Annotated in this window: 20 protein-coding genes; 7 read left to right on the top strand and 13 right to left on the bottom strand. The window is 50.6% G+C overall.

The genetic code is table 11. The features are described 5' to 3' along the window. Window positions 1–7 precede the first annotated feature (7 nt). From H8K26_RS03225 to H8K26_RS03190, 8 genes are all read right to left on the bottom strand, one after another. Window positions 8–925, bottom strand: coding sequence for a Tim44 domain-containing protein (locus H8K26_RS03225; RefSeq protein WP_190477246.1), 918 nt, complete (start codon window positions 923–925; stop codon window positions 8–10). A gap of 30 nt (window positions 926–955) precedes the next feature. Then, complete coding sequence (gene ubiE / locus H8K26_RS03220) at window positions 956–1,690, bottom strand: bifunctional demethylmenaquinone methyltransferase/2-methoxy-6-polyprenyl-1,4-benzoquinol methylase UbiE (protein WP_186884731.1); 735 nt, start codon at window positions 1,688–1,690, stop codon at window positions 956–958. A gap of 191 nt (window positions 1,691–1,881) precedes the next feature. After that, the gene (locus H8K26_RS03215) at window positions 1,882–2,379 is read right to left on the bottom strand and encodes a TonB family protein (RefSeq protein ID WP_186884730.1); all 498 of its coding nucleotides are present in this window, start codon (window positions 2,377–2,379) and stop codon (window positions 1,882–1,884) included. A 152-nt stretch (window positions 2,380–2,531) separates the two neighbouring features. Then, window positions 2,532–2,951 carry a gamma-butyrobetaine hydroxylase family protein gene (locus H8K26_RS03210; RefSeq protein ID WP_186884729.1) on the bottom strand — a complete coding sequence of 140 codons (420 nt, stop codon included), beginning with the start codon at window positions 2,949–2,951 and terminating at the stop codon, window positions 2,532–2,534. Between the two features lie 9 nt (window positions 2,952–2,960). After that, the gene (locus H8K26_RS03205; protein WP_190477244.1) at window positions 2,961–3,407 is read right to left on the bottom strand and encodes an HIT family protein; all 447 of its coding nucleotides are present in this window, start codon (window positions 3,405–3,407) and stop codon (window positions 2,961–2,963) included. A 3-nt stretch (window positions 3,408–3,410) separates the two neighbouring features. After that, on the bottom strand, window positions 3,411–7,385 hold the full coding sequence (locus H8K26_RS03200; protein ID WP_190477242.1) for a DUF3683 domain-containing protein: 3,975 nt from the start codon (window positions 7,383–7,385) through the stop codon (window positions 3,411–3,413). 445 nt (window positions 7,386–7,830) lie between these two features. Next, on the bottom strand, window positions 7,831–9,135 hold the full coding sequence (locus tag H8K26_RS03195; protein WP_190477240.1) for an HAD family hydrolase: 1,305 nt from the start codon (window positions 9,133–9,135) through the stop codon (window positions 7,831–7,833). Window positions 9,136–9,356: 221 nt separating this feature from the next. Beyond that, complete coding sequence (locus tag H8K26_RS03190) at window positions 9,357–9,848, bottom strand: YqaA family protein (protein ID WP_186884958.1); 492 nt, start codon at window positions 9,846–9,848, stop codon at window positions 9,357–9,359. Window positions 9,849–9,929: 81 nt separating this feature from the next. Here H8K26_RS03190 and ilvA point away from each other — a divergent pair, with 81 nt between their 5' ends. From ilvA to rapZ, 7 genes are all read left to right on the top strand, one after another. Continuing rightward, on the top strand, window positions 9,930–11,477 hold the full coding sequence (ilvA, locus tag H8K26_RS03185; protein WP_190477238.1) for a threonine ammonia-lyase, biosynthetic: 1,548 nt from the start codon (window positions 9,930–9,932) through the stop codon (window positions 11,475–11,477). Window positions 11,478–11,484: 7 nt separating this feature from the next. Further along, window positions 11,485–12,333: an NADPH-dependent 7-cyano-7-deazaguanine reductase QueF gene (gene queF / locus H8K26_RS03180; protein WP_190477237.1), complete on the top strand. Its 849-nt coding sequence runs from the start codon at window positions 11,485–11,487 to the stop codon at window positions 12,331–12,333. 49 nt (window positions 12,334–12,382) lie between these two features. Continuing rightward, complete coding sequence (locus H8K26_RS03175; RefSeq protein WP_223826803.1) at window positions 12,383–12,967, top strand: hypothetical protein; 585 nt, start codon at window positions 12,383–12,385, stop codon at window positions 12,965–12,967. Window positions 12,968–13,062: 95 nt separating this feature from the next. Continuing rightward, complete coding sequence (locus H8K26_RS03170; RefSeq protein ID WP_190477235.1) at window positions 13,063–15,717, top strand: putative bifunctional diguanylate cyclase/phosphodiesterase; 2,655 nt, start codon at window positions 13,063–13,065, stop codon at window positions 15,715–15,717. 103 nt (window positions 15,718–15,820) lie between these two features. Further along, window positions 15,821–16,294, top strand: coding sequence for a PTS sugar transporter subunit IIA (locus H8K26_RS03165; protein WP_186884721.1), 474 nt, complete (start codon window positions 15,821–15,823; stop codon window positions 16,292–16,294). 41 nt (window positions 16,295–16,335) lie between these two features. Beyond that, the gene (gene hprK, locus H8K26_RS03160) at window positions 16,336–17,277 is read left to right on the top strand and encodes an HPr(Ser) kinase/phosphatase (RefSeq protein ID WP_190477233.1); all 942 of its coding nucleotides are present in this window, start codon (window positions 16,336–16,338) and stop codon (window positions 17,275–17,277) included. A gap of 1 nt (window position 17,278) precedes the next feature. After that, window positions 17,279–18,136 (top strand): RNase adapter RapZ, encoded by an 858-nt coding sequence (gene rapZ / locus H8K26_RS03155; protein WP_190477231.1) that lies wholly within the window; start codon window positions 17,279–17,281, stop codon window positions 18,134–18,136. 110 nt (window positions 18,137–18,246) lie between these two features. On the opposite strand, the gene H8K26_RS03150 is transcribed toward rapZ, so the two are convergent. The 5 genes from H8K26_RS03150 to H8K26_RS03130 all read right to left on the bottom strand — a co-directional run bounded on the left by H8K26_RS03150 (window position 18,247) and on the right by H8K26_RS03130 (window position 24,955). Continuing rightward, window positions 18,247–19,401 (bottom strand): ABC transporter permease, encoded by a 1,155-nt coding sequence (locus tag H8K26_RS03150; RefSeq protein ID WP_190477229.1) that lies wholly within the window; start codon window positions 19,399–19,401, stop codon window positions 18,247–18,249. Window positions 19,402–19,406: 5 nt separating this feature from the next. After that, window positions 19,407–20,264, bottom strand: coding sequence for an ABC transporter ATP-binding protein (locus H8K26_RS03145; RefSeq protein WP_190477227.1), 858 nt, complete (start codon window positions 20,262–20,264; stop codon window positions 19,407–19,409). Continuing rightward, window positions 20,261–21,694: an alpha/beta hydrolase gene (locus H8K26_RS03140; RefSeq protein ID WP_190477225.1), complete on the bottom strand. Its 1,434-nt coding sequence runs from the start codon at window positions 21,692–21,694 to the stop codon at window positions 20,261–20,263. Before H8K26_RS03140 ends, H8K26_RS03145 begins: the two co-directional genes overlap by 4 nt. A 145-nt stretch (window positions 21,695–21,839) precedes the next feature. Next, window positions 21,840–23,006 carry an A/G-specific adenine glycosylase gene (gene mutY / locus H8K26_RS03135; RefSeq protein WP_190477223.1) on the bottom strand — a complete coding sequence of 389 codons (1,167 nt, stop codon included), beginning with the start codon at window positions 23,004–23,006 and terminating at the stop codon, window positions 21,840–21,842. Window positions 23,007–23,017: 11 nt separating this feature from the next. Further along, on the bottom strand, window positions 23,018–24,955 hold the full coding sequence (locus tag H8K26_RS03130) for a dynamin family protein (RefSeq protein WP_190477221.1): 1,938 nt from the start codon (window positions 24,953–24,955) through the stop codon (window positions 23,018–23,020). Window positions 24,956–24,966: the final 11 nt, after the last annotated feature.

Here is a 24,966-nt window from a genome sequence, read left to right as displayed (position 1 = left end):
GCTGACATCATAATTGCTGAATACCTGCGAGTACCCAACCGCCCTGACCATTCACAGGTTTAGACAAGTTCCAGACCTCGGCAAAAGCTTCTGCCGGGGCATTGGCGGCTTCTTTGATCATGCCGGTAAATTTAACGCTCGCCAGATGATCATTGCCGATGTTTTCTATACCCAGCAATTCAGCATCGATCGATACGACATCCGTCACGTTGGCAGTTGCGCCACGTTCCTGAATTTCCAGTTTCAGCTCTGCATACATTTCAGGTGTCGTGAACTCACGCAAATCATTGATATCAGCTTTATCCCATGCGGCCTGCAAACGAATGAAATAAGTTTTCGCGCTACGCAGGAAAGCAGGCACATCAAAATCAGCAGGAATACCCCAGCTTGCCGCGGCTGGTGCTGCGGACGTGGAAGAGCCAGATTGATATGCCTGCGGCTCCAGACGCGAACCAATTTCTGGCGTCGCAGAGGAAGGCACACCCGCATAAGCTGGCGGAGCAAATGCCGAAGGTGCATTCGTATTCGCTTTATTGCCGCGGAACAAACGGATAACAAAGAAAATCGCAAAGGCGATCAGCGCAAATGTCAGCAAAGAACCTAACATGCTGGCCATCGCGCCACCCAGTCCGAAGTGCGACAACGCTGCACCCAACAATGCACCGCCGATCAGCCCCCCAACGATGCCTTTCCATGGGCTTGCCGGTTTAGGTGGAATCGCTGGTGCAGGCGCTGCAGCCGGAGCCTGTGCTGGCCGGGCCTGATTGGCATTATTGGTATTCGACGGTGGCGTCGCCTGACGCGAGACATTGCTTGACTGGCGACCGATAGAACCACCACTGCCCAGACGTTTGGCGTCGGCATCATGCATCGTCATTGCGAATGTGCTGGCAACCATCACCATGGCGAGTAAAAATTTCTTCATTGATGTCACTCCTTTTGCTTCGTCAGCGATTTAAAGTTTAATACCAGTGTGTAATGCGGCCACACCTGCCGTCAAATTAAAGTACTGCACTTTTTCAAGACCCGCCGTTTCCATCATACCTTTCAGCGTTTCCTGATCAGGGTGCATGCGTATTGATTCTGCCAGATACCTGTAACTGTCCGCATCACCCGCAATTTTTTGCCCCATCCACGGCAGAAAATTGAATGAATATAAATCGTAGGGCTTTTGTAAAATTTCCGGCACTTTAGAAAATTCCAGCACCAGCAATTTACCACCCGGCTTTAACACACGCTGCATCTCGGCTAAAGCCTGATCTTTATGTGTCATATTGCGCAAACCGAAAGCCACCGTCACACGGTCAAAATAATTATCCGGAAATGGCAGTTTTTCTGCGTCACAAAGTAACGTGGGGGTGATCAGGCCTTTATTCAAGAGGCGATCCCGGCCAACCCGTAGCATGGATTCGTTGATATCCGTGTGCCAGACTTCACCTGTCTTGCCAGCTTGTTTGACAAATTCTTTCGTCAGATCGCCAGTGCCACCGGCAATATCCAGCACCTTGAATCCAGGACGTACACCTGCCTGTGCAATAGTGAACATTTTCCAGATACGGTGCAGACCGGCGGACATCACGTCATTCATGATGTCGTATTTCGCGGCCACCGAATGAAATACCTCGGCAACTTTATGCACCTTCTGGTCTTCTTCAACAGTGGTATAACCGAAATGGGTAGTATTACTCATGATCTCAAGGCTCCTATACGAAGTCGCATTATAGGGGAACTGAGACTGGCTTGGCAGCAGATTGGCTGAAAAAGGCTAGCCAGCCTGACCTTAGTCAGAAGGCGGAGAATGCAATCAAAACCAGCGGGGGCGCTTAAACAAAGGCCTGATCCGCCGCGACTCAGGAATGCCAGCTTTTCCCGAAGGAATTTTTATCCGGCACGCTGCGGCAATGCAATGCTGCGGATCTGAAAGCGTCCATCATCGTTAAATAACCATGTTTCCGACACTTCAAGGCGCCCGCTGCGCAATAACTGCGGATGCGGTTTAGGGAATGGTGCACTATTTTTCAGACTCGCCAGAGCAGTCTTTTCCGTCTCATGGTCTTTGTTACTGCGCTGAATCTGGGCGTTGATCAAGCTGCCATCAGCATTGACTGAATAACGCACAACGACGACTGAACGTAATAATGGCTGAGGGTTTTCAGAATAAACCTGCTGCCGGTGCAGGTGACTGATACGGTGCGCCACTTCTGCCTTGTACGCTTCGACAGTACGAGACGCTGACGCGACCGGAATTAGTTCACTTCCCTTTGTTGTTTTGCCGGATTGCACGCCGCTCACAGTTTTACCCGCGCTGTTTCCGGTTTCATTTGTGGAGCAAGCGGCCAGCGCACAGACGGTGACCATGCTCAGTATGCGTATTTTCATGCTTATCGTTCCCAGCTTAATGATGATTCTGCGGTAAAAAGATGCCTGTTCGAGGAATCAGAGATGATGAATCACCTTACTGCCAGGCTCAGCAATAGCCAAATTTTTATCGTAAGCAAACGTAAAAAAATGCGTCACGAAGACGCATTTTTTTAATGATGGTGGCCGCAGGCACTGCCCGACTTTGCCGTCATCGGAGCATCCCTGCCGGTTTCTCCCGGATACCCGGCTTCCTGCAAGCGTCCAAGATATTCCTGCCAGAGCTGCGCCTGATTCTCGCCCAGCCAATATAAGTAATCCCACGAAAATATTCCTGAGCTATGTTCGTCAGAAAATACTGGTTTGACGGCGTAATTACCGACGGGTTCCAGCGCAACCAGGCTCACTTCTCGCTTACCGGTTTGCAGCGTTTCCTGTCCCGCGCCGTGCCCCCGCACCTCCGCTGATGGCGAATACACCCTTAACAGCTCAAACGGTAAAGAATATTCTTTACCGTCGTCGAAAGAAATTTCCAGCACCTTCGATTGGGTGCGCGCGTTCAGGGATGTTGGTTGTGGCTTACTGTTACTCATTATTTCTGCCTAATAAAAACGGGAAACAAGCGCTGTACGCAATGCCGGCAACAGCGCACGACGCGCATTCAATGCAGCCGCATCAACAGCGGTCTTTTTTTCTGATGCCCATATGGGATCAGGAAAATGCAGGTCATCGGTGTAACGCGGGATGACATGCCAATGCAAATGCGGAACCATATTCCCCAGACTTGCCAGATTGATTTTCTGTGGCGCCATGACATCGCGAATCGCCTGCTCGGTTTGGCATACCGCCTGCATGATGGCAGAACGATCCTCTATCGATAAATCGGTCATTTCTTTCGCATGAGCATTCCAGATCACGCGACAAAAACCCGGATAATTCGCGTCATCCACTAAGACAACGCGCAACTTATCTGTTTTGACGATGAGTTCGCCACCATCCACCTCACATAATTCACAAGGAGGGACATCACGATTGATTAAGGTGCTCATCGTTTATACCAATACTCTCTCAATACCACCGTTATTCGCTCTTGCGACGTATTCTGGCAGCCAGTTCTCACCCAACAAATGACGAGCCATCTCGACAACGATGTAATCGGCTGTCGTGTCAGCATCTTCGTTATAACGGGATAAACCTTGCAAACAGGACGGACACGACGTAAGGATTTTCACATCGCCATGAAAACCGTCTGCCCGCAATTTATCTGCCCCCTTACGCATTTCCTCTTCTTTGCGGAAACGTACTTGCGTAGAGATATCCGGGCGGGCAATCGCCAGCGAACCGGACTCACCACAGCAACGCTCACTTTTTTCGATCTTAACATTACCCTCAGTCGTAATCAGCGTATTCACCGTTTTCACCGATTCCTGCAACTTCATCGGATTATGACAAGGTTCGTGATACATGTAACGCGTACCTGTGACACCTTCAAGTCTGACGCCTTTTTCCATCAGATACTCATGAATATCAATAATGCGGCACCCCGGGAAGATTTTTTCAAACTCATAGGTTTCGAGCTGGTCATAACATGTCCCGCAAGACACAACGACGGTTTTGATATCCAGATAATTCAGTGTATTCGCCATGCGATGGAATAACACGCGGTTATCCGTCATCATCTTTTCTGCTTTATCAAACTGACCGCTGCCGCGCTGCGGATAGCCACAGCAGAGATAACCCGGCGGTAATACCGTCTGCACACCGACATTCCACAACATCGCCTGCGTCGCCAGCCCTACCTGCGAAAACAAACGCTCGGAACCACAACCAGGGAAATAAAATACGGCTTCCGTATCCGCGGTAGTCGTCTGCGGATCGCGAATAATCGGGATGATTTTATCGTCTTCAATGTCAAGCAAAGCACGCGCGGTTTTCTTCGGCAGATTGCCCGGCATCTTTTTATTGATGAAGTGAATCACCTGCTCTTTAATGGGCGCTTTACCAACAGTCGCCGGGGGAATACGGGTTTGCTTTTTCGCAAATTTCTTCAGCAAATCATGACCGAAACGCTGTGCTTTGTAACCCCAGCCTATCATGACCTGGCGCGTCGCATTGATCGTCGCCGGATCTGTCGCATTCAAAAAGAACATGGTTGCAGCCGAACCGGGATTAAAGGATTTTTTCCCCATCTTCCGCAACAGATTTCGCATGTTCATCGACACATCACCAAAGTCGATATCGACCGGACACGGGTTCACGCATTTATGGCAGACGGTGCAATGATCAGCGACATCTTCAAATTCTTCCCAGTGTTTGATCGATACGCCGCGGCGGGTTTGCTCTTCGTACAGAAAAGCCTCAACCAGCAAGGATGTCGCCAGAATTTTGTTACGTGGCGAATACAGCAGATTGGCGCGCGGTACATGCGTTGCACAAACCGGTTTGCACTTGCCGCAACGCAGACAGTCTTTCACGCTATTTGCAATCGCCCCGATGTCGCTTTGCTGCATGATCAGCGATTCATGCCCCATCAGGCCGAATGACGGCGTATAGGCATTACGTAAGTCAGCAGCAAAATCTGGCAGGTTCAGCAGCTTGCCTTTATTGAAGCGGCCTTCAGGATCAATCCGTAATTTGTAGGCGCGGAAATCTTTAATCTCATCTTCGGTCAGGAATTCCAGTTTGGTAATGCCGATACCGTGTTCGCCAGAGATCACGCCATTCAGCGAGCGCGCTAGCACCATGATGCGGGCAACCGCATGATGTGCGACCTGCAGCATTTCATAGTCGTCGGAATTCACCGGTAAATTGGTATGCACATTGCCATCACCGGCATGCATGTGCAAGGCGACGAACACGCGGCTACGCAATACTTTTTTATGCAAAGCAACGCACTCATCGAGGATGAGTTTGAATGCCGCGCCGCTGAAAATCTGGCGCAATTGCGCGCGTATTTCCGTCTTCCATGAAATACGGACTGTTCTGTCCTGCACGATAGAAAACACGGTGGCGTCAGGCTGACGCTGCAAACGCTCATCAAACACAAAAGCCAGTTTATCTAGACCCAGGTCAATCAATTCTGCTTTTGCGTCGATCAGCGGTTTGTCGAGATTATTCAGCACATAGGTCCAGCGGGCATGCGTTGCATCCAGCAAGGCTTCGGTCTGATGAACCCGGTCTTCCAGCAATTCGGTCGCAGGAATATCGTCGCCATCAACGTCTTCACTTTTACCTAATGGCAGATTACCTTTTGCAAAAAAATCCTGCAGCGCGGCGACTAAGGCGAGTTTGTTTTGTATCGACAACTCGATATTGATACGCTCAATGCCATCCGTGTATTCACCCATACGATTGAGCGGAATGACCACGTCTTCATTGATTTTGAACGCATTCGTATGCTTGGAAATCGCCGCTGTTTTAGCACGATCCAGCCAGAATTTTTTACGTGCTTCGGGGCTGACCGCAACAAAGCCTTCACCAACCCGCGTATTCGCCATGCGCACGACTTCAGATGCAGCCTGTGCTACCGCATTTTCATCATCACCAACGATGTCGCCGAACAAGGCCATCTTAGGCAGCACGCCGCGTTTCGATTTCGTGGTGTAACCCACCGCGCGCAGATAACGTTCGTCCAGATGTTCAAGCCCGGCAAGGATAGCGCCGCCTTTTCTGGTTTCGCCATCGAGATAATCTTTGATCTCAACAATGCTCGGAATAGCGTCGCGTGCCTGTCCAAAAAATTCCAGACAAACAGTGCGCGCAAATTTCGGCATCTTGTGCAAGATCCAGCGTGCCGACGTGATCAGACCATCGCAGCCCTCTTTCTGAACGCCCGGCAAACCGGCCAAGAATTTATCGGTGACATCTTTACCCAGACCTTCTTTGCGAAAGACGCGGCCTTTGATATCCAGTTGTTCGGTTTTGAACGGCTGTTTTTCACCAGGATGTCGCCATTCGAGCCGGAATTTCGCGACTTCGACATCATGAATTTTGCCGAGATTGTGTTCAAGACGGGTCACTTCCAGCCAGTCGCCATTCGGGTCGACCATTTTCCATGACGCGAGATTGTCTAATGCGGTTCCCCACAATACCGCTTTCTTGCCGCCTGCGTTCATCGCGACGTTACCGCCAACGCAAGAAGCTTCGGCAGAAGTCGGGTCAACGGCAAAGACAAAGCCTGCCTTTTCAGCCGCATCCGACACCCGCTTGGTAACTACACCAGCACCGGAATAAATCGTTGCATAGTCACGATCCACACCTGGCAAGCGCGTCATTTCAACAGCGCCAAGCTGTTCCAGTTTTTCAGTATTAATCACCGCAGATAACGGTGTCAGCGGAATAGCACCGCCGGTATAACCCGTACCGCCGCCGCGTGGAATGATCGTCAATCCAAGCTCAATACAGCTTTTGACCAGCCCGGCCATTTCATCTTCAGTATCCGGTGTCAGTACCACAAACGGATATTCAACACGCCAGTCGGTCGCGTCAGTGACGTGGGAAACACGGCTCAGGCCATCAAACTTAATATTGTCTTTGGCGGTGTAGCGCGATAACAGCTTATTCGCCTTTTTACGTAAATCGTACGTATCGCGGAATTCCTGCGAAAAATCGGCGACTGCTTTGCGCGCCGCCAGCACCAGCGTTTCGACACTGTTGCTGCGCTCCGCATCGTCATCATTTGCGGTATTTAAACGGCGTTTTTCCACTTCGCCCAGACGATGGTTCAGTGCATCGATCAGATCCTGACGGCGCTTAGGATTGTCCAGCATATCGTCTTGCAGATACGGATTACGCCGTACCACCCAGATATCGCCTAACACTTCGTACAGCATGCGGGCAGATCGCCCGGTCTGCCGTTTCCCACGCAATTTGTCGAGCAACTGCCAGGCGTCTTCACCGAGCAAGCGGATCACAATCTCACGATCAGAAAATGAGGTGTAGTTATAGGGAATTTCCCGGACACGGGTAGGCGAAGCGCCCTGCGGCGACTCGGCATGCAGGTGAGGTATCTGGACTGGAGCGTTCATGTATGGCGTGGTTTGGCGATGACAGACAACGCAATCAAACTGCCGGCAAACCACCGCCAGCTCAATGCCTTACATCCGTCTGAGGTTTCTCAAAGGCTTATTCTAACTTATTGCGATGCACCACGCGGCAACAGCCTTGAAGTTTGTACGGCTATGAGCCTGTTTTGTGGCTATTCACCAAAGTTTATTTCGTTGAAGGTTAAATTTCGAGAAAAATAAATGAAAATTTAATCGTCATACAAAATCAGTCAATGGAAAAATATGACCATTTTTCAGGAAAAATTTTCCGTGAATATAGCTTGCCGTAAGCTCGGATTGATTCTGCATCGCAAGATGTTTTCATCATGCCAGATATGTGTTAACTGACTACATATCTCAAAACAAATCCCGGGAACCAGTTGGCGCCCGGGATTTTTTGTTCAACCAACGAATATTATCAGCTGACTCAGCCTAACAACGCGGCGGCAGTTTTGCCGAATTTAAGCGTGGTTTCGACAGGCAGCCAGTTGCCTGTCGATTCCTGACGCCCCTGCAATAAGAAGCGAGGATGCACTTCTTTCAATGCCTCAGCTGCAGCCTTCGATAATTCACCGATTTTGCCTTTTTTCAGGCGGTTGACGACCAGGCCGATTTCGGTTTCCGGGAAATCACGCAACATATCGTAATCGCCGTCGCTGTCGCCAGCAACAAACACCGGACCATAGCCTTTTTGCGCAACCAGTTCACGCTTAATGACCGCAGTTTTACCCGGGCCCCAATTCAAAGGCCAGTCTTTGCGGTAGGCGTTTTTATAGACGTCGCCGTTTTGTTCCAGGCGCAAACCCAATACGTTTTCGCGTTTGACGTGATAACCATACTTAGGATTGGTCGCAAATACAGCAACCACATCTTCCAGCGAAGCGGTACTGACATACACGTCGAAACCATGATGACGGAAGGTGTCCATCAGTGTCGCGATTTCTGTGCATAAGCGTATGCCGTGAAAATGGGCAGTCGTGATGACACCGGCCACACCGGGCAAAGATGCCGGGCTGGTGTATTTGGTCTTAGTCAGGCTCATGCCAAGATTGGCGTCATTCGATGCCTCGGTCAGTGCACTGACTTCAGATACGGTCATATTGGCAAAGAAGTAAATCACCCATGGATAACCGACATTCACGCCATGCGTATCATTGACCGCTTCGTACAGGAAATACAATTTGGCGCGGAAATCTTGGAATTGTGGTGTCTCTACGATCTCTTCCAAGGTGCGGCTACCGGCCATACCTTTGTAATTCGCATGCAGGAATGCGTAATCGCTGTCGAGATCAGCGCAGATACTTGCCAGATCCAACACTTTGCCGGACGCATTTTTGTAGTCAGGCGCAAAGTTCCCGGCAGGAACATTCTGACGAATGATCGCAGAGAATTCTGTCGGGCTGAGTTTGAAGGCCAGATGGTTGATCTGGTACATCAGCAAAGCTTCTTCGCAGTCATTCATGATGCTGGTGTTATCCCAGTCAAACACTGCATAGGGCTTGCGTTTAGGGTTATAGGTCTTACTGCTGACGCCATGCTTGGCGATCAGCGCTGTCACCATTTCACGGTTACGCGGTGCCCATTTCGCTGCATCCAGATACACATTTGCCACTGTCGTCGCTGGTTTTGCTATGGCTGGGGCAGCGAGAGCGGTACCCGCCGCCGTAGCGACCAATCCTTGCAAAAATCCCCGGCGTGGTTGCTTGCTTATCAGTTCTTCTCGGTCTTGCATTTCATTTCCTTGTGTTGAGCATGCCTATTCCGCAACGCCAGGTGAATAATCCTGACAACCCGTCAGCTAAAAAAAGCATTGATATGCTGAAGACTGACGATCATATTCAACAATTGTGACAAGCCTGTAAAACGACGGCATTTTTCGGATAAAAATCTGCTCTTCTCAACGCCTCTCAGCACTGTTCAAGCGTAGGAAAATTAAATTTGCATGAAATAAGATCAAAAAATGAACTTGGCAACACTGTGCCAGAAACCATCCGGCACACTGAGCAGTAAAGAACTGACCGTCAGGTAACGCAGGAATTTTCCCAGTGCCATATAGGCGATGCTGGGCCAGAAAGGCAGCTTCAGCCACCCGGCCAGCGTACAGATAGGATCACCAATAACCGGAAGCCAGGAGAGCAACATAGTCTTCGCACCGAATTTCTGTAACCAGGCAAACCAGAAACTCTGACGTTCATGATGAAACGCCCGGTTCGCGGCATAGCCCATCGCATAATCAACAACGCCACCCAGCGTGTTACCCAGAGTCGCAACCAGCATCGCAGGCCAGAATAATTCAGGGTTGGCTTTAATCACCGCAAATACGGCGGGTTCCGATCCCATAGGAATCAGCGTCGCAGAAATAAAACTGATAATAAATACAGAGCTGAGACCTACTTTGGGTAGGGCTAATACGCTAAACAACCATTGCACACCTGCTTCTATCATGTCATTCCAAAGGTCAGCTGAAATGACATCCATTATAATAGGAGCCATGTTTCCCACCATCCCACTCACTTTCTCAAGCATATGAGCACTGATTATCTGAAAAAGATCCTGACTGCGCGCGTCTATGACGTTGCATTTGAAACACCGCTGGAATTCGCTCCCAGCCTGTCAGCGCGGATGGATAATCGAATTATGTTCAAGCGTGAGGATATGCAAAGTGTCTTCAGCTTTAAGTTGCGCGGCGCTTACAACAAGATCGCGCATCTGACACCGGCCCAACTCAAACGCGGTGTCATCTGCGCTTCTGCCGGCAATCACGCTCAGGGGGTCGCCCTCAGTGCGAAACGCGTCGGTTGTAAAGCGGTGATCGTGATGCCGACTACAACGCCGCCAGTCAAGATTGATGCGGTTCGTGCGCATGGTGGTGAGAATGTCGAGATTGTGCTGTTTGGAGATTCGTATTCAGACGCGGCAGCCTATGCGTCTGAGCTGGAAAAGAAACGTAAATTGACGTTTGTGCATCCGTTTGACGATCCTGACGTGATCGCCGGACAAGGCACTATCGGCATGGAAATTTTGCGCCAGCACTCTGCGCCTATCCATGCAATTTTTGTCGCAATTGGCGGTGGCGGTCTGATCTCTGGTGTGGCGGCGTATGTGAAAGCGATACGCCCGGAAATCAAAATTATCGGCGTGCAAACCGTCGATTCAGATGCAATGGCACGCAGTCTGAAAGCGGGCAAACGCGTAGCATTGACCGATGTGGGCTTATTTTCCGATGGCACCGCAGTCAAGCTGGTTGGTGAAGAAACCTTCAGACTGGCAAAAATGTACGTCGACGAGATCATCACTGTCGATACCGACGCCGTCTGTGCCGCGATCAAGGATGTATTTCAGGATACCCGCAGCATTCTTGAACCTGCCGGGGCATTGGCGGTCGCTGGTTGCAAGGCATATATCGAACGTGCCAAAGCGAATAAAAAGCCACTGAAAAACGAAACACTGGTGACCATAGCCTGTGGCGCGAATATGAATTTCGACCGCCTGCGCTTCGTTGCTGAACGTGCCGAAGTCGGTGAAGCGCGCGAGGCAGTGTTTGCCGTCACCATTCCTGAAGAACGTGGTAGTTTCCGACGTTTTTGCGAACTGGTCGGTGACCGTAATGTCACCGAGTTTAATTACCGCATCAACGACGAGAAAAATGCGCATATTTTTGTCGGCATACAAGTCAATGGTCGCGCCGAATCTGGAAAAATCGCCAGAAATTTTGAAAAACATGGTTTTCCAACCTTAGATCTGACGGATGACGAGCTGGCAAAAATGCACATTCGCCATCTGGTCGGAGGTAAAAGTGGACTGGCGGAAAACGAATTACTGTACCGCTTTGAGTTTCCAGAACGCCCTGGCGCACTGACTCGCTTCCTCAATAGCATGGCGCCGAACTGGAATATCAGCCTGTTCCACTACCGTAATCATGGCGCGGATTACGCGCGAATTCTGGTGGGATTGCAGGTACCGAAAAAAGAAATGCGTGCTTTCCGCGAATTTTTATCGACACTCGGCTATCAATACTGGGATGAAAGCAATAATCCTGTCTATCAATTATTTTTAGGCCAAAAGCCAAACTGACTTTGCAATGACTGAATCAACATCCGGTAATCTGCCTGAGCAATCCTTACTCGGGAAAGTCGCCACCTACAAAGCAGAATATGATCCCTCACTGCTGTTTCCGATTCCCCGCTCGGGTAAACGCGAAGAGATAGGCGTCGGTAATACCTTGCCTTTCTTTGGCATCGACATCTGGAATGCCTACGAGGTGTCGTGGCTGAATTTACGCGGCAAACCGCAAGTCGCGATTGCCACGGTCACGGTGCCGGCAGATTCGCCAAACATCATCGAATCCAAATCATTCAAGCTGTATCTGAATTCGTTTAATCAGACAAAACTGGCAGGCAGCGATGCATTAATCAGCTTGCTGCAAGCCGATTTATCTGCGGCAGCCGGTGCGCCTGTGCATGTGCAACTGACGCTGTCAGACAATTTTGGCTCGCTGACGATGGCAGAACTTGAAGGTACTCTGCTCGACAGACTTGATATCGAAGTCGATTCTTACACGCCTGCACCGGAATTGCTGCGTGCCGATCAGGCAGAAGCCATCGTTGAAGAAACTCTGATTTCTCATTTACTGAAATCCAACTGTCTGGTGACTGGCCAGCCAGACTGGGGCAGCGTACAGATTCACTATGTCGGCGCGCAGATTGATCAGGAAAGCCTGTTGCGCTATCTGATCGGTTTCCGTAATCACAACGAATTTCACGAACAGTGTGTCGAGCGTATTTTTGTTGATATCATGCGCCACTGCAAACCGCAGAAGTTATCAGTTTATGCACGTTATACCCGCCGTGGCGGGCTCGATATCAATCCCTGGCGCAGTAATTTTTCGACCGGGAAAAAACCGGCAAATGACCGGAACGCGCGGCAATAAGAAGCAGCACAGGAAACTCTGTACATTTTTATATTTTTCTGAATTGATTATGTCTATTTCTAAAATCTCATTTTTACATCGTTTTTTTTGCATGTCAGGTTTGCTGATGGCATTAAGCGGCACTGTTCATGCGCAACAAAAAGAAGACGAAAGCTGGTGGGACAGCGGCAAAGCGAAAGCTGAAAATATTCTCGACAAAGGTGATTTGTCTTTACTGCTATCCGGTTACGCTCATCATGGCCGCAACACGTACACCCGTGAGCGCCTCGCAGAATTGAATGAACGCGCATGGGGTTTAGGTTTTGCCAAAACGATACGGAATGAAAAAGACAATGAAGAATTGTTGTACGCAATGATTATTTCTGATTCTCATTTCAAACCGCAACCGATGGCAGGTTATGCCTATCAATGGATGAAGCCGCTCTCTGAAAAACTGGAAGTCGGCGTTGGTGCTACCGCCTTGTTAATCAGCCGCGCCGATTACTTCTCAGGCGTTCCGTTTCCGGCAGTATTACCGATTGCCTCCATCGGTACCCGCAAAAGTAAATTAATGGCATCCTATGTGCCGCGCATCTCGCAAAATAAAGGGAATGGCGACGTCTTGTTGTTATTTGTGCGTCTGGATTTGAACTAAACAATTGACGAAGCGACTAAGAGTTTGTCATTATTGATGGCGTACATTGCCATAGTGCAACAACCGAAGTTCGAACAGATTCCAGAATTGTTGTCGTGAAATTGCCTCCACCACTCCTGAGTAGCAACATTCCTGCGTACATCCTTGATGACGAATGGCATGCAACCTTGTTGGAACAGCATCCTGACGCCTTCTATGTCCTGATCGACAATCGCATCGCTTATGCAAATCCTGCCGGGCTGGCTTTAATAAAAGCCGCTGATCTGGTACAAGTGCTGGGCTTAAAGCCTGAGGCTTTCTTACTCGCCAGACAGCCCGGTGCGGGAATCATACCGACACCCGGCAATCACGACGATCTGCACTTTTATCAATGCATCGCACTCGATGGTCAACAACAAGAAATTGAAGTCCGCAGCGTTAGCTTTGACTATCAGGGGCAGCCGGCAATATTGCTGAGTGCCCGTGAAACGCACCGGCATGGTCTTCAGGTATTCAGCCGCAACGGGAATGACTCCTTAGACGCAAAAGCCAGCAGAATTCACGAAGCACTGCATCACGAGAAAGAGATTCTCGAGATGATAGCGCTGGACAAACCCTTGGTACACATACTGGAAGATGTCTGTGACCGCATGGAACGCTTGCTGGACAACAACGCCCTTTGCGCAATCAGCCTGTTTGATCATTCAAGCAAGCAAATCACGATAGGTGCCGCGCCCTCTCTGCCGGAAACATTCACTTCCCTGCTCAACAATATTGAAGTTGGCACAGACAGCTGTACAGCCGCCGCCGCAGTCCATTACAACCGCCTGACGATCGTTCAGGACATCGCACATAGTCCGATGTGGGAAAAATTCAAAGCCAGCGCGCTGGAACATGGTTTGCAAGCGTGTTGGTCTTATCCTATCAGTACCGCTTTTAACAGCGTGCTGGGAACGGTGGACGTCTATTACCGGCACCGGCACAGCCCTGGTGAGGATGAGCAGGCCATGATCATTGATGCCTGCGATCTGATCGGTTTGGCGATCGATAAAAAGAACATGGAGCAAACGCTGGAAGAAAGCGAAGAACGCTATCGCTCCGTTGTCACTAATCTGTCCGAAGGCATTATGGTGATTGCGCCAGGAGGACAAATCCTGACCAGTAACCCCAGCGCACTCAGAATTTTAAAGATAGACGATATTACTAAAATCAGTCGCCGCCACCGTTACTTCAAACGTCTGATGAGCGAGGACGGGAAAGATATCCGACTCGGTGACGATCCGGCTTCTACCGTTGTTCGCACTGGCAAACCGATATTGAATTTATCAACCAGCGTGGAATTAAGTGATGGTTCTATCGTCTGGCTACTGATCAATTGCTTCCCGATTTTTAAAAACCGCAGCACTTCCGTTTCTGCCGTTTTACTGTCGTTCACCGATACCACCCAAGTCAGGGAAACGCAGCAGCAGTTAAAGTTCATGGCATCGTTTGACGCACTGACAGGTCTGCCGAACCGTCATCAACTGAATTTAAGACTGACCCGGGCGCTCACTGATTCGCAGCAAAAAAAGCAACGCGTGGCGATATTATTTCTGGATCTCGATCGTTTCAAATACGTCAACGACACCGCAGGACATGCCGCCGGAGACAGCTTGTTGCGCGATGTTGCAAAACGCCTGAGCTCGTGCATACGCACCACCGATCTGCTCGCTCGCTTAGGTGGCGATGAATTTGTGATCGTTGCCGAAAATGTCGAAGATGTGCAATACCTGCGCGACCTCAGCGAACGCGTTCTGGCAAGAATGCGCGATCCTTTCATCATCGATGGCAATGAATATTATCTCGGCACTTCCATCGGTATCAGCATCTCGCCGCATGATGGATTGGATGCCTCTACGCTGATGCTGTGCGCGGATTCCGCGATGTATCACGCCAAAGAATCAGGCCGGAATAACTATCAGTTTTTTACAACGGAATTAAATACTCGCGCCCAGCATCGGTACACGCTGGAAACGAATCTGCGACGGGCGCTGACCGAGCAGGAATTCCTCGTTTATTATCAGCCTAAAATTTCTCTGCAAACATCGCGTATCGTCGGCGCTGAAGCCCTGATACGCTGGCAAATGCCCGGCCAGGGTTTAATTCCTCCGAATGAGTTCATACCAATTTCTGAAGAAATTGGACTGATTCTGCCGATAGGGCGCTGGGTGCTGGAACAAGTCTGCTATCAAACAAAATACTGGCGGGACAATCTGGTTCCCGATCTGGTGGTCAGCGTGAATATTTCTCCGCGTCAATTTCAGGATGTGACGTTGTGCGATTTTATTGCGGCAACCCTGCAAGAATCCGGCTTACCGCCTTCGGCTTTACAACTGGAAATCACCGAAGGTTTGCTGATGGGTGAGATTGATCGCCTGTTGCCGATGTTCAACGCAATCAAAGCACTGGGCGTGAGTATCTCGCTTGATGATTTTGGTACCGGCTTCTCCTCTTTATCGTATTTACAACGCTTCCCTATCGACAACCTGAAAATTGACCGCTCCTTTATCAGTAAAATTCCGGAAAATCAGGATTCTGTCGTCCTCACGCACGCGATTATTGCGATGGCCAACGCATTGGGTATGAGTATTACCGCCGAAGGTGTGGAAAATGCAGAGCAAATGTTTTTCCTGACCGACTCCGGATGCCAGGAAATGCAGGGCTATTATTTTAGTAAGCCCTTACCCGTTGAGCAATTTGAAAAACTGTTGAAGAACAACAGACAGCAGTGAAGTTGCGCTAATTTGCCGCCCCCTCCAAAAGCAGCCTATAATTCGGTTCGCACCGGACTCGCCTTTGCACACCAAACCCTCTGCTGTAACCCGATCTTGCACTATGACGAATATCGCAAAAATTCTTCCCCTCGCCAACGTACTGCTGGACCTGGAAATTTCCAGTAAAAAACGTGCATTCGAGCAAGCAGGCCTGTTATTTGAAAATAATTGCGGCATCGCCCGTTCTACCGTCTCCGATAATCTGTTTGCGCGCGAACGCTTAGGTTCCACCGGACTGGGGCACGGCGTTGCCGTCCCGCACGGACGCATCAAGGGTTTGAAAACTCCGATCGCAGCATTAGTCAGACTGAAAGACGGCATTCCGTTTGAGTCACCGGATGGGCAGGCTGTCAAACTGCTGATTTTCCTGTTAATGCCAGACAATGTGACGCAACAACATCTGGAAATACTGTCAGAAATTGCCGAAATGTTGTCGAATGAAAGCTTCCGTGACGAATTAAACGCAGAAGCCAGCGCCAGCGTCGTGCACGAAAAAATTCTCGCCTGGCGTCCGGACGTTTCCGCCGTTTCCTGACACACCATATTGTTGTCGTCTGATTTTTTTATTGCTTATCCATGCCCTTACTCACTGAATTAACGATACAAAAAATTTACGATGACAATCGCGACATCATGCAACTCGGCTGGTTCGCCGGCTTTGCAGGTGCCGATAAACAAATCATCGGCGATGCAGCCTCGTCTGCGGATCAGGTTGGCCATTTAAATCTGATTCATCCGGGTCGCATTCAGGTACTTGGACCGCAGGAGTTAGCCTACTTTGAACGTTTATCCAGTGCATCCCGCGCCAACCTTTTCCGGGAACTGGTGGCCGGTGAGCCGCCGGCACTGATCGTCGCACAGGGACTCGATTCCCCGCCGGAATTTCTGACTGCCTGTGACGATAACAATATCGCCCTGTTTTCTACGCCTTATCCTTCGGCGCAGGTGATCGATTATCTGCGCGTGTATCTGTCGAAAAAACTGGCGCAAAAAATCACCATGCACGGCGTCTTCATGGACGTGCTGGGCGTAGGTGTACTGATTACCGGTGAATCCGGTTTAGGTAAAAGCGAGCTGGGTCTGGAATTGATTTCCCGTAGCCACGGTCTGGTGGCGGACGATGCGGTTGAATTTTCCCGCATTGCGCCGAACATGATAGAAGGCCGCTGCCCTGAGCTTTTACAAAATCTGCTGGAAGTCCGCGGTCTGGGTCTGCTCGATATCAAAACAATTTTCGGTGAAACAGCAGTACGCCGCAAAATGCGGCTGAAACTGATTGTGCATCTGGTTCGCCGCAGCACACTCGAAGAAAATTACGAGCGCCTGCCTATCGATTCGCATACCGAAGATGTGCTGGGGCTACCGATACGCAAAGTCGTGATCCCGGTTGCGGCAGGTCGTAACATCGCCGTTTTGCTGGAAGCAGCGGTACGCAATACGATCTTGCAATTGCGCGGTATTAATACACTGGAAGATTTCATGGAACGCCAGCGCCGCGCGATGGAGGCGGGAGACTGACATGCAAATCCTGCTGATCTCCGGTATTTCCGGCTCAGGAAAATCGGTCGCGCTGAATGTACTGGAAGATGCAGGCTATTACTGCGTCGATAATTTACCGCCCAGCCTGTTGCCGGAATTAATCACAACTTTATCGAATGAACCGCAGGTCGCGGTTGCGATTGACTCGCGCAGCGCCAGCCAGCTGACCGGCGTCCTGCAGACCAAGCAGATTTTATCGAAGGCCGGACACGAAGTCAGAATGCTTTTTCTCACGGCCAGCACTGATTCGCTGGTCGCCCGTTTTTCAGAAACGCGGCGCAGCCATCCGCTGTCGCACCGGCTGATCCGGGAAGATGCTTGTGTCGAAAAATTAAGCCTGATTGAATGCATAGAAGAAGAGCGTGAAATTCTGGCCGAAATTCAGGCCTTAGCCCATGTCATCGACACGACAGACCTGAGCGCCAATCAGTTGCGTAGCTGGGTCAAGAACATGATCGACATGCCGCATGCGCCATTAACGCTGATGTTTGAATCATTTGCGTTTAAACGCGGCGTACCGCTTGATGCTGATTATGTTTTCGACGTCAGGATGCTGCCGAATCCTCATTACGATCTGGTGCTGCGTCCGCTGACCGGGCGTGATGCCCCTGTTGTTGACTATCTGGACAATCAGGCCATGGCGCAGGATATGTATGCAGATATTCTGGCTTTTCTGACGAAATGGATACCGTCGTTCAAAGACGACAATCGCAGTTACCTGACTATCGCCATCGGTTGTACCGGCGGCCAGCATCGCTCGGTGTACATGGTAGAAAAACTGAGCCGCCATTTTCAGCACTCAGAGCAGGTGCTGGTCAGACACCGCAGGCTGCACTGAGCATTTTTAGCAAAAATATACTCCCCCGGAGTATATAAAAACCCCGTTTATTTATAAGGACATCAACGGGGTTTTCCTAAAAACAGGGGGGAGTATCGCTAAAATGTGCGTTACACCATCACTACCTTGCGCATTTTCTGCGCAATATACATCAGACAAATCACGGTAATCAGAACACAAGTGGCAAGCGCCATACCAACCGTCAGCGGGTGCAGCACCTCGCCTTTTAATACCTGATTCATCATCTGATTCTGCGCCAGCACCGGCACCCATTTGAACCAGGCCGGCTCGCGCCCCGGGAACAAAATAGGAATCAAGCTGACGAACGGAATGAACATGGTCACGATCTGATTGCGAACCTGCGCTTCTTTGTAGCTTTTACAATCGAGCGCAATCGCGATCTGTAACGCCGCCATGCTCGCCGCCAACGGCAACAGCACCATCAGAAAACCGATCGCATCCTTGATACCGAATTGAAACTCAGCGCGCAAAGTGTCATTTTTAATCAGCCACTGCGACGGAAAAAAGCTGAAGATCGTCAACACCACCACTCCCATTCCTACCGCCGCTACCGCGCCCCATTTGCCTATCGCCAGTTGCCAGCCGCTGACCGGATTCATCATCAGTGGTTCGAGCGAGCCGCGCTCACGTTCACCCGCCGTAGTGTCAATCGCGGCATACATGCCACCGATGATAATCGCCATCAATACCATCATCGGCAGCATTTCCGTGATCGATGCTTTGCGTTCTTCCGGCTTTTGCAAACGACGTTCCCTGACTTCAATCCGCTGCAATAATTCGGTGGAAATGCCGCGCATGGTCAAGCCCATCAGCGTGGTTTCCTGCGTGAAGGCTTCCAGCAAACGCTTGAGTGGTCGCAAACCGAATTCGGCCTGACGATTATTACTGTCATACGCAACTTCGAGAATGGCTTTATCGCCCGTCATCAGCTTCTTTTCAAAATCCTGCGGCACCAGTAACACTGGCTGATCCAGCTCTTTACTACGTGATTTGGCCTCATAATCCACCGGAGCAGCTTTGATCTGATATCCCTGCCGCAAAATGAAATTTTCCAGTTGCGGCGCATATTCGATACCAACCGCCAGCACTGTGCGTTTCTCTTCCTGTGACTCGACCTGCGATAATACAGTCGAGAAAATAAACAGCATCAGAGGAACGCCAAGCAGGGAACTCAGCAAGGCCGTCATCAACGTGCGGCGGTCGCGCAAAGCATCTTTTATCTCTTTGCGAAAAATCGTTAACATCGCTTTCATCCGCGCGCTCCCATCGTCACATTAGTCGTCACATTAGTCGTCACATTTTCGGTCTGCAAAAATGCCAGCTTCACGAAGGCATCTTCAAAATTGTTTTCTTCCGCCTGTTGCAACAAGCCGGCAACGGTGCCGCGCGCAACATTTTTTCCTTGTGCCACGATGACGACATCGTCACACAGACGTTCCACTTCCTGCATGATGTGGGTGGAAAAAATAATGCATTTGCCGCCGCCTTCGACAGAACGCAACCAGCGCAAAAATTCTCGCAATGCGCGTGTCGCCACAACATCCAGACCATTGGTTGGCTCGTCAAGAATGATGTTCTTAGGATCGTGCACCAATGCCCGCGCCAGTGCTGTTTTCATGCGTTCGCCCTGACTGAAACCATCGGTACGTCTGTCCAGTAACGCGCCCATTTCCAGCCAGTGCGACAGTTGCTCGGTGCGCTGCGCCGCCTGCTCTGCGGACATGCCATGCAACAGACCATAGTAGTGAATATTCTCGCGAGCCGTCAGTCGCGGATACAAGCCGCGCGCATCGGATAACACGCCCATCTGCGATTGCGTCGATGAAATGCCCGCCTGCACCTTAATGCCATCGACCGTAATGTCACCGCGATCAGGATTCAGTAAGGCGGCGACCATGCGTAAGGTAGTCGTCTTACCGGCGCCATTGGCGCCCAGCAGGCCAGTAATCGCGCCGTCCTGTGCAGTAAAACTGACACCATTGACGGCATTCACTACTTCATTTTTTTTCTTCATCAGTCCCAGCAAACGCGCAATATCGGTGATATTTTTTGTGCTGACTTTTCCTTGTCTGACGAAAGTCTTATGTAAATCGTTGACGATAATCATGGCTGCACTTCCTTTCCGGCTTGCAGAGCTTGCCACGCCAGCGGTCGTGGAATCTGACGGACGCAACTGCTATCAACTTTCAGCGCATCGGTATTTTCTTTGGCGTTCAGAAAACGATAAACCACATCCCGCACGCAACCTTGCGCCAGCAAACCATGACCAGCGTTCTCTATCGTGATATGCACAGCCTGCGAACCCAATGCTTTCGCAACGGCTGCACCATGCCGTATAGGCGTGACCGGATCAATGCCACCGCTCAGCAACATGACTGGTGACTGTGCTGCTGGAATCGAGAAAAATTCCGCCGGAATACTGGCGCGTGGCCAGTTTTTACAAGTGCGCTGATACATATCCGTCATCAGCTTTTCAAATTCATCTTTAGGAGGAGCTAAGGAGCGCGCAAATATCTCGGAACACCAGACCGAAAAATGCATGCCGTAATTAATTCCTGCCGGGCCGGGCAGATTCGTAGCGCCACTCAAAGTAACCAGCGGCTGGTAGTTGCCCTGACCTGCCTGCGTCAGCGCATACGGCAAACCGGCGACCGTTGTCGGTGCATACAAGGTCTTATGCACCAGACTCAAAAGAACATCATGCGTCATATTGAATTTCAACGGTGTCCCCAGGCGTGGATGCGTGACACTGACAGATTGCGGCATGCGCGTGGTTAAACTTTTCCACTGCTGTGCCAGCGCCGGATAAGCCGCGTTGCACGATGCTTGCCGGGCGCAATCCTGAAACACGCCATCCAGTGCAGCCTGCGCATCAGCGGCCGGCAGACTCATATCCGGCGGCACCACGCCATCAAGTACCATGCGCTTCACTGAAAGGGGAAATTGTCTGGCAAATTCAAGACCTACGCGAGTGCCATACGAAGCACCGACCAGATTAATTCTGTCGTACGCCTGTTGCTTGCGCACCGCTTCAATATCCTGCACCGCGATACTGGTACTGTAAAAACGCAGATCACCGTGCGGCAAGGTTTTTAAACGCGCCAGACAAGCGTCTGATTGCTTTTGCATCTGCACGTCATCGGCAACGTCTGGTGAATTTTCTAGTTCAGGGCAAGCCAGCGAGGCGCTGCGTCCGGTACCACGCTGATCGACAAAGACCAGATCACGCCGCTTATTTAAACGGCTGAACATGGCCTGCCCAAAGCTGGCGAGACTGATCGCACTCTGCCCCGGACCACCGGCAAGCAAGAACACGGCATCAGGCAGTTTATTTTTATCCTGCGAAGGCAATACAACGTAATGCACATCGATTTTTTTGCCGCCCGGCTCCGCCGGATTCAACGGCCGTTGAACTTTTCCGCATCGTAATTCCTGAGGAAATTCAGGTAAACGGCAGGGGCTGGTGACGGTATCAGCGGCGAACGACGCACCGGCTGAAAAAATACCAAAAACCGCAAGGAAAATATGCTTTCGCAAGGTGGTCTCCTGAATAAACAATATCGAGGAGCGTAGTGTAAAGCGAACAATATATAAAAAGTCCGTCTTGCGATAAAACAACGAAATCAGCGACGAAAACCGTGGAAACGGCGATGAGTCAGCAATGGCAAGGCAACAAGATAAATCAGAGTTGCAATTCCGCCTGTGCTAAAGACTGCAATAGAGTCTTGATCGGGGCTGGCACACCGGCCTCAGCGGCCTGCTGTAAATCCAGCCACACGTAACTGTTCTCAGGCACTTGCGGCGCATGCTGCGACAGTTCAGCAAGCACCGTATGAATATGCAATCTGAAATGCGTGAAGACATGCTCAATCACTGGCAATTCACGACGGATTTCAACTTCACCAAAGCGCGCAGTCAGCGCCAGCAAGGCGGGGGTCACCACCGAGAATACCGCAGCGGTATCGCCGGTATCCTCCTCCGTCCGGACGTATGGCTGCATGCCGTCAACCTCCGGTAAGGACAACAAGCCGCCCCATATACCGCTATCGGGCCGCCGCTCTAATAAAACCCGGTTCTGATCCAGCAACAGCAGCATCACAGCGCGCTTTTCTTTCGCCAGTTTTTTCGGTTTACGAGTCGGCAATTCGGCGGTACGGCCTTCCGCAAAGGCGACACAGCGCGCCTGCAAAGGACAACGTCCGCAAGCAGGGCTGCTGCGGGTACACAAGGTGGCGCCGAGATCCATCAGACCTTGCGTGTAGGATTCAATACCCTCGTCCGGCAACAGCGCGAGCGCACGTTGCCACATACTGTCCTCGATGACTTTACTGCCGGGGTAACCGGCAATACCGAATACCCTTGCAAACACGCGTTTAACATTACCGTCGAGGATGGCCGCCACCGTACCATACGAAAATGCTGTAATCGCGGCGGCAGTAGAACGACCTATGCCCGGCAATTGTTCGAGCAAAGTCTGGTCTGCGGGAAATTGTCCCTGATATTTTTCCACCACCTGCTTTGCGCACTGATGCAGATTGCGGGCGCGGGTGTAATAGCCGAGTCCGCTCCAGTGCGCCATCACAGCCTCGGCTGGTGCGGCGGCGAGATCAGATACGGTAGGGAAGCTTTGCAGAAATTTCTGGTAATACGGAATCACTGCACTGACCTGCGTCTGCTGCAACATGATTTCGGATAACCAGACGCGGTAGGCGTCGCGGCTTTGCTGCCAGGGTAATCCATGTCTGCCATGCTGTTTCTGCCACCGGATCACCGTTGCAGAAAAATCGGGATCAACAAATTCAGGGTGAATAAAATTGGCGGCCGCAGCCGCCGGAATACGACGTTTCATTAATTCTCGACTTATGCCGCGACCTTCAGGTTTTTCAAGTCTGCGCTCAATGCTGCTTTCAAATTGTCCTGCATCTGTTGCAAACCCTGCTTCTGTGCATCCACCTCGGCTTGCAGCGCTTCGAATGAGGCAATTTTATCTTCCAGGCTATCGGTCGCAACGTGTATCCGTTGTATCGACTGCATGCGGTTTTTCAGTTGATTTTTGTGTTCACGGATTTGCGCTTCTAACGGTGCCATCACCACTTTCTGCCAGGCTTCCACATCTTTATTTGCCTGTAAAAAGTTTTGCTTTACGCGCGCCGCAACAGAATCGAAAAACTTACGCATCAGGGCGACACGGGTGTTCGTCAGCATGGTCGTCGCGTTAAATTGTTTTTGATATACGACTTCGATTGCGTCCAGTTCTTTGATGTACTTATCCAGAGAAAACGGCATCGGTGCTGATAAGGCCAGGCCATGTTCGGTCGAGAATTTACGGTACATCACGACCATCATTTCTGATATTTCATCCGTCTTTTTATTGGACTCAATCAGATTCAGGCGCACCTGCGCAAAGAAGTGTTTGATTGACTCGCGCAAGCCCAGCGACAAATAACTTTTTTCCATCGCTTCACGGGTCTTGCGTATCTCTTCACGCAAAATATCCATGCCTAGATTGGTGTAGACCTCGGTCGACAGGCGAGTAAAGACGGAACGTGTTCCCTGCATACGGATCAGGCTCGCATCAAATTCTTTTTTCTCTGCGTCGACACGTTTCATCATGTGTTCGATCACATTCATGTTTTTGCCGCGCAAACCTTTGAGCTCCAGCATTTGCTCCACGACGTTCCGGCCGCGCGATGAAATGATGGCCTGTTGCGTAGCAGCGATTTCATGGATATCGGATTCCAGTTGGGCGCGGATGATGTCTTGTTTAGCCGGAATCAACTCTTTCGATAACGCGTATTCCAGTGCGGGCAAGCGGGTTTTCGCCAGTAAAGGCGCATCTTTGTTGATCTTGGCGACCAGCCCTTTTTGTGCTGACACAGGAAAAATCTGCTTTTCTTCAATCGCCAGCGTATGCGCAACGGTAGTCACCTGACGCGACAACTGCTTTTCAATTTCTTCCGGTGTGCGCAACTCATCCCACATGCTGTCGATCTTGTTCAGTACGACCATGCGTCCTGGCCCGCCACCGATATGGTTACGCCAGACATCAATATCACTCTTGGTGACACCGGTATCAGCTGCCAGAATAAACAAGACGGCATGCGCATTCGGAATCAGATTCAGCGTCAGTTCAGGCTCAGTACCGATCGCATTCAAGCCCGGCGTATCAACAATGATCAGGCCTTCTTTTAACAAAGGATGAGGGAAGTTCACGATGGCATGACGCCATTGAGAAATTTCCACCATGCCGTTTTCGTCGATTTCCAGCGCGGCATCCGGGTCATCTTCATCAAACAAGCCATATTGCTTAGCCATCTCGATGCTGACTTTCTTGGTCAGACTGACTTGCTTGAATGCTTCCAGCATGCCATCACCGGAACTGATATTCAGCGGCAGCACTTTCCAGACGTGGCTCTGACCTTTGTATTCGCTGGTGGACTGTGCCTCTGCGCGGGTCTCTATCGGCAACAGGCGTATACATGGCGGAATCGTGTCGTCATACAGTAATTCTGTCGGACACATCGTCGTGCGCCCTGCTGAAGAAGGCAGAATGCGCTGACCGTAATCGGCAAAAAAAATCGCGTTAATCAGTTCAGATTTACCGCGCGAAAATTCCGCCACAAAAGCGATCGACAATTTATCGTCAACCAGACGTTCCATCAGGCGCGCAAGTCGCTGATCTGTCGCCGTATCGGCCATATCCGATCCATTCGTCCAGGCGCGATACTGTTCAAGTGCACGTACAACTCCCTTGCGCCACTCACTGTATTCTTGGAATTTTTGGACCAGATTGCTCATGTTTCCCTCGG

Origin of the sequence: Cognatundibacterium aquatile, from assembly GCF_014699135.1 — a bacterium.
Classification (GTDB): domain Bacteria; phylum Pseudomonadota; class Gammaproteobacteria; order Burkholderiales; family Burkholderiaceae_D; genus Undibacterium; species Undibacterium aquatile.
This window is presented reverse-complemented; position numbering and strand designations above follow the sequence as displayed.

Excerpts from the sequence above, each read along its gene's own strand:
- H8K26_RS03225 (WP_190477246.1), bottom strand. The coding sequence starts at position 925 with ATGAAGAAATTTTTACTCGCCATGGTGATGGTTGCCAGCACATTCGCA.
- ubiE (WP_186884731.1), bottom strand. The coding sequence starts at position 1,690 with ATGAGTAATACTACCCATTTCGGTTATACCACTGTTGAAGAAGACCAG.
- H8K26_RS03215 (WP_186884730.1), bottom strand. The coding sequence starts at position 2,379 with ATGAAAATACGCATACTGAGCATGGTCACCGTCTGTGCGCTGGCCGCT.
- H8K26_RS03210 (WP_186884729.1), bottom strand. The coding sequence starts at position 2,951 with ATGAGTAACAGTAAGCCACAACCAACATCCCTGAACGCGCGCACCCAA.
- H8K26_RS03205 (WP_190477244.1), bottom strand. The coding sequence starts at position 3,407 with ATGAGCACCTTAATCAATCGTGATGTCCCTCCTTGTGAATTATGTGAG.
- H8K26_RS03200 (WP_190477242.1), bottom strand. The coding sequence starts at position 7,385 with ATGAACGCTCCAGTCCAGATACCTCACCTGCATGCCGAGTCGCCGCAG.
- H8K26_RS03195 (WP_190477240.1), bottom strand. The coding sequence starts at position 9,135 with ATGCAAGACCGAGAAGAACTGATAAGCAAGCAACCACGCCGGGGATTT.
- H8K26_RS03190 (WP_186884958.1), bottom strand. The coding sequence starts at position 9,848 with ATGATAGAAGCAGGTGTGCAATGGTTGTTTAGCGTATTAGCCCTACCC.
- ilvA (WP_190477238.1), top strand. The coding sequence starts at position 9,930 with ATGAGCACTGATTATCTGAAAAAGATCCTGACTGCGCGCGTCTATGAC.
- queF (WP_190477237.1), top strand. The coding sequence starts at position 11,485 with ATGACTGAATCAACATCCGGTAATCTGCCTGAGCAATCCTTACTCGGG.
- H8K26_RS03175 (WP_223826803.1), top strand. The coding sequence starts at position 12,383 with ATGTCTATTTCTAAAATCTCATTTTTACATCGTTTTTTTTGCATGTCA.
- H8K26_RS03165 (WP_186884721.1), top strand. The coding sequence starts at position 15,821 with ATGACGAATATCGCAAAAATTCTTCCCCTCGCCAACGTACTGCTGGAC.
- hprK (WP_190477233.1), top strand. The coding sequence starts at position 16,336 with ATGCCCTTACTCACTGAATTAACGATACAAAAAATTTACGATGACAAT.
- rapZ (WP_190477231.1), top strand. The coding sequence starts at position 17,279 with ATGCAAATCCTGCTGATCTCCGGTATTTCCGGCTCAGGAAAATCGGTC.
- H8K26_RS03150 (WP_190477229.1), bottom strand. The coding sequence starts at position 19,401 with ATGTTAACGATTTTTCGCAAAGAGATAAAAGATGCTTTGCGCGACCGC.
- H8K26_RS03145 (WP_190477227.1), bottom strand. The coding sequence starts at position 20,264 with ATGATTATCGTCAACGATTTACATAAGACTTTCGTCAGACAAGGAAAA.
- mutY (WP_190477223.1), bottom strand. The coding sequence starts at position 23,006 with ATGAAACGTCGTATTCCGGCGGCTGCGGCCGCCAATTTTATTCACCCT.
- H8K26_RS03130 (WP_190477221.1), bottom strand. The coding sequence starts at position 24,955 with ATGAGCAATCTGGTCCAAAAATTCCAAGAATACAGTGAGTGGCGCAAG.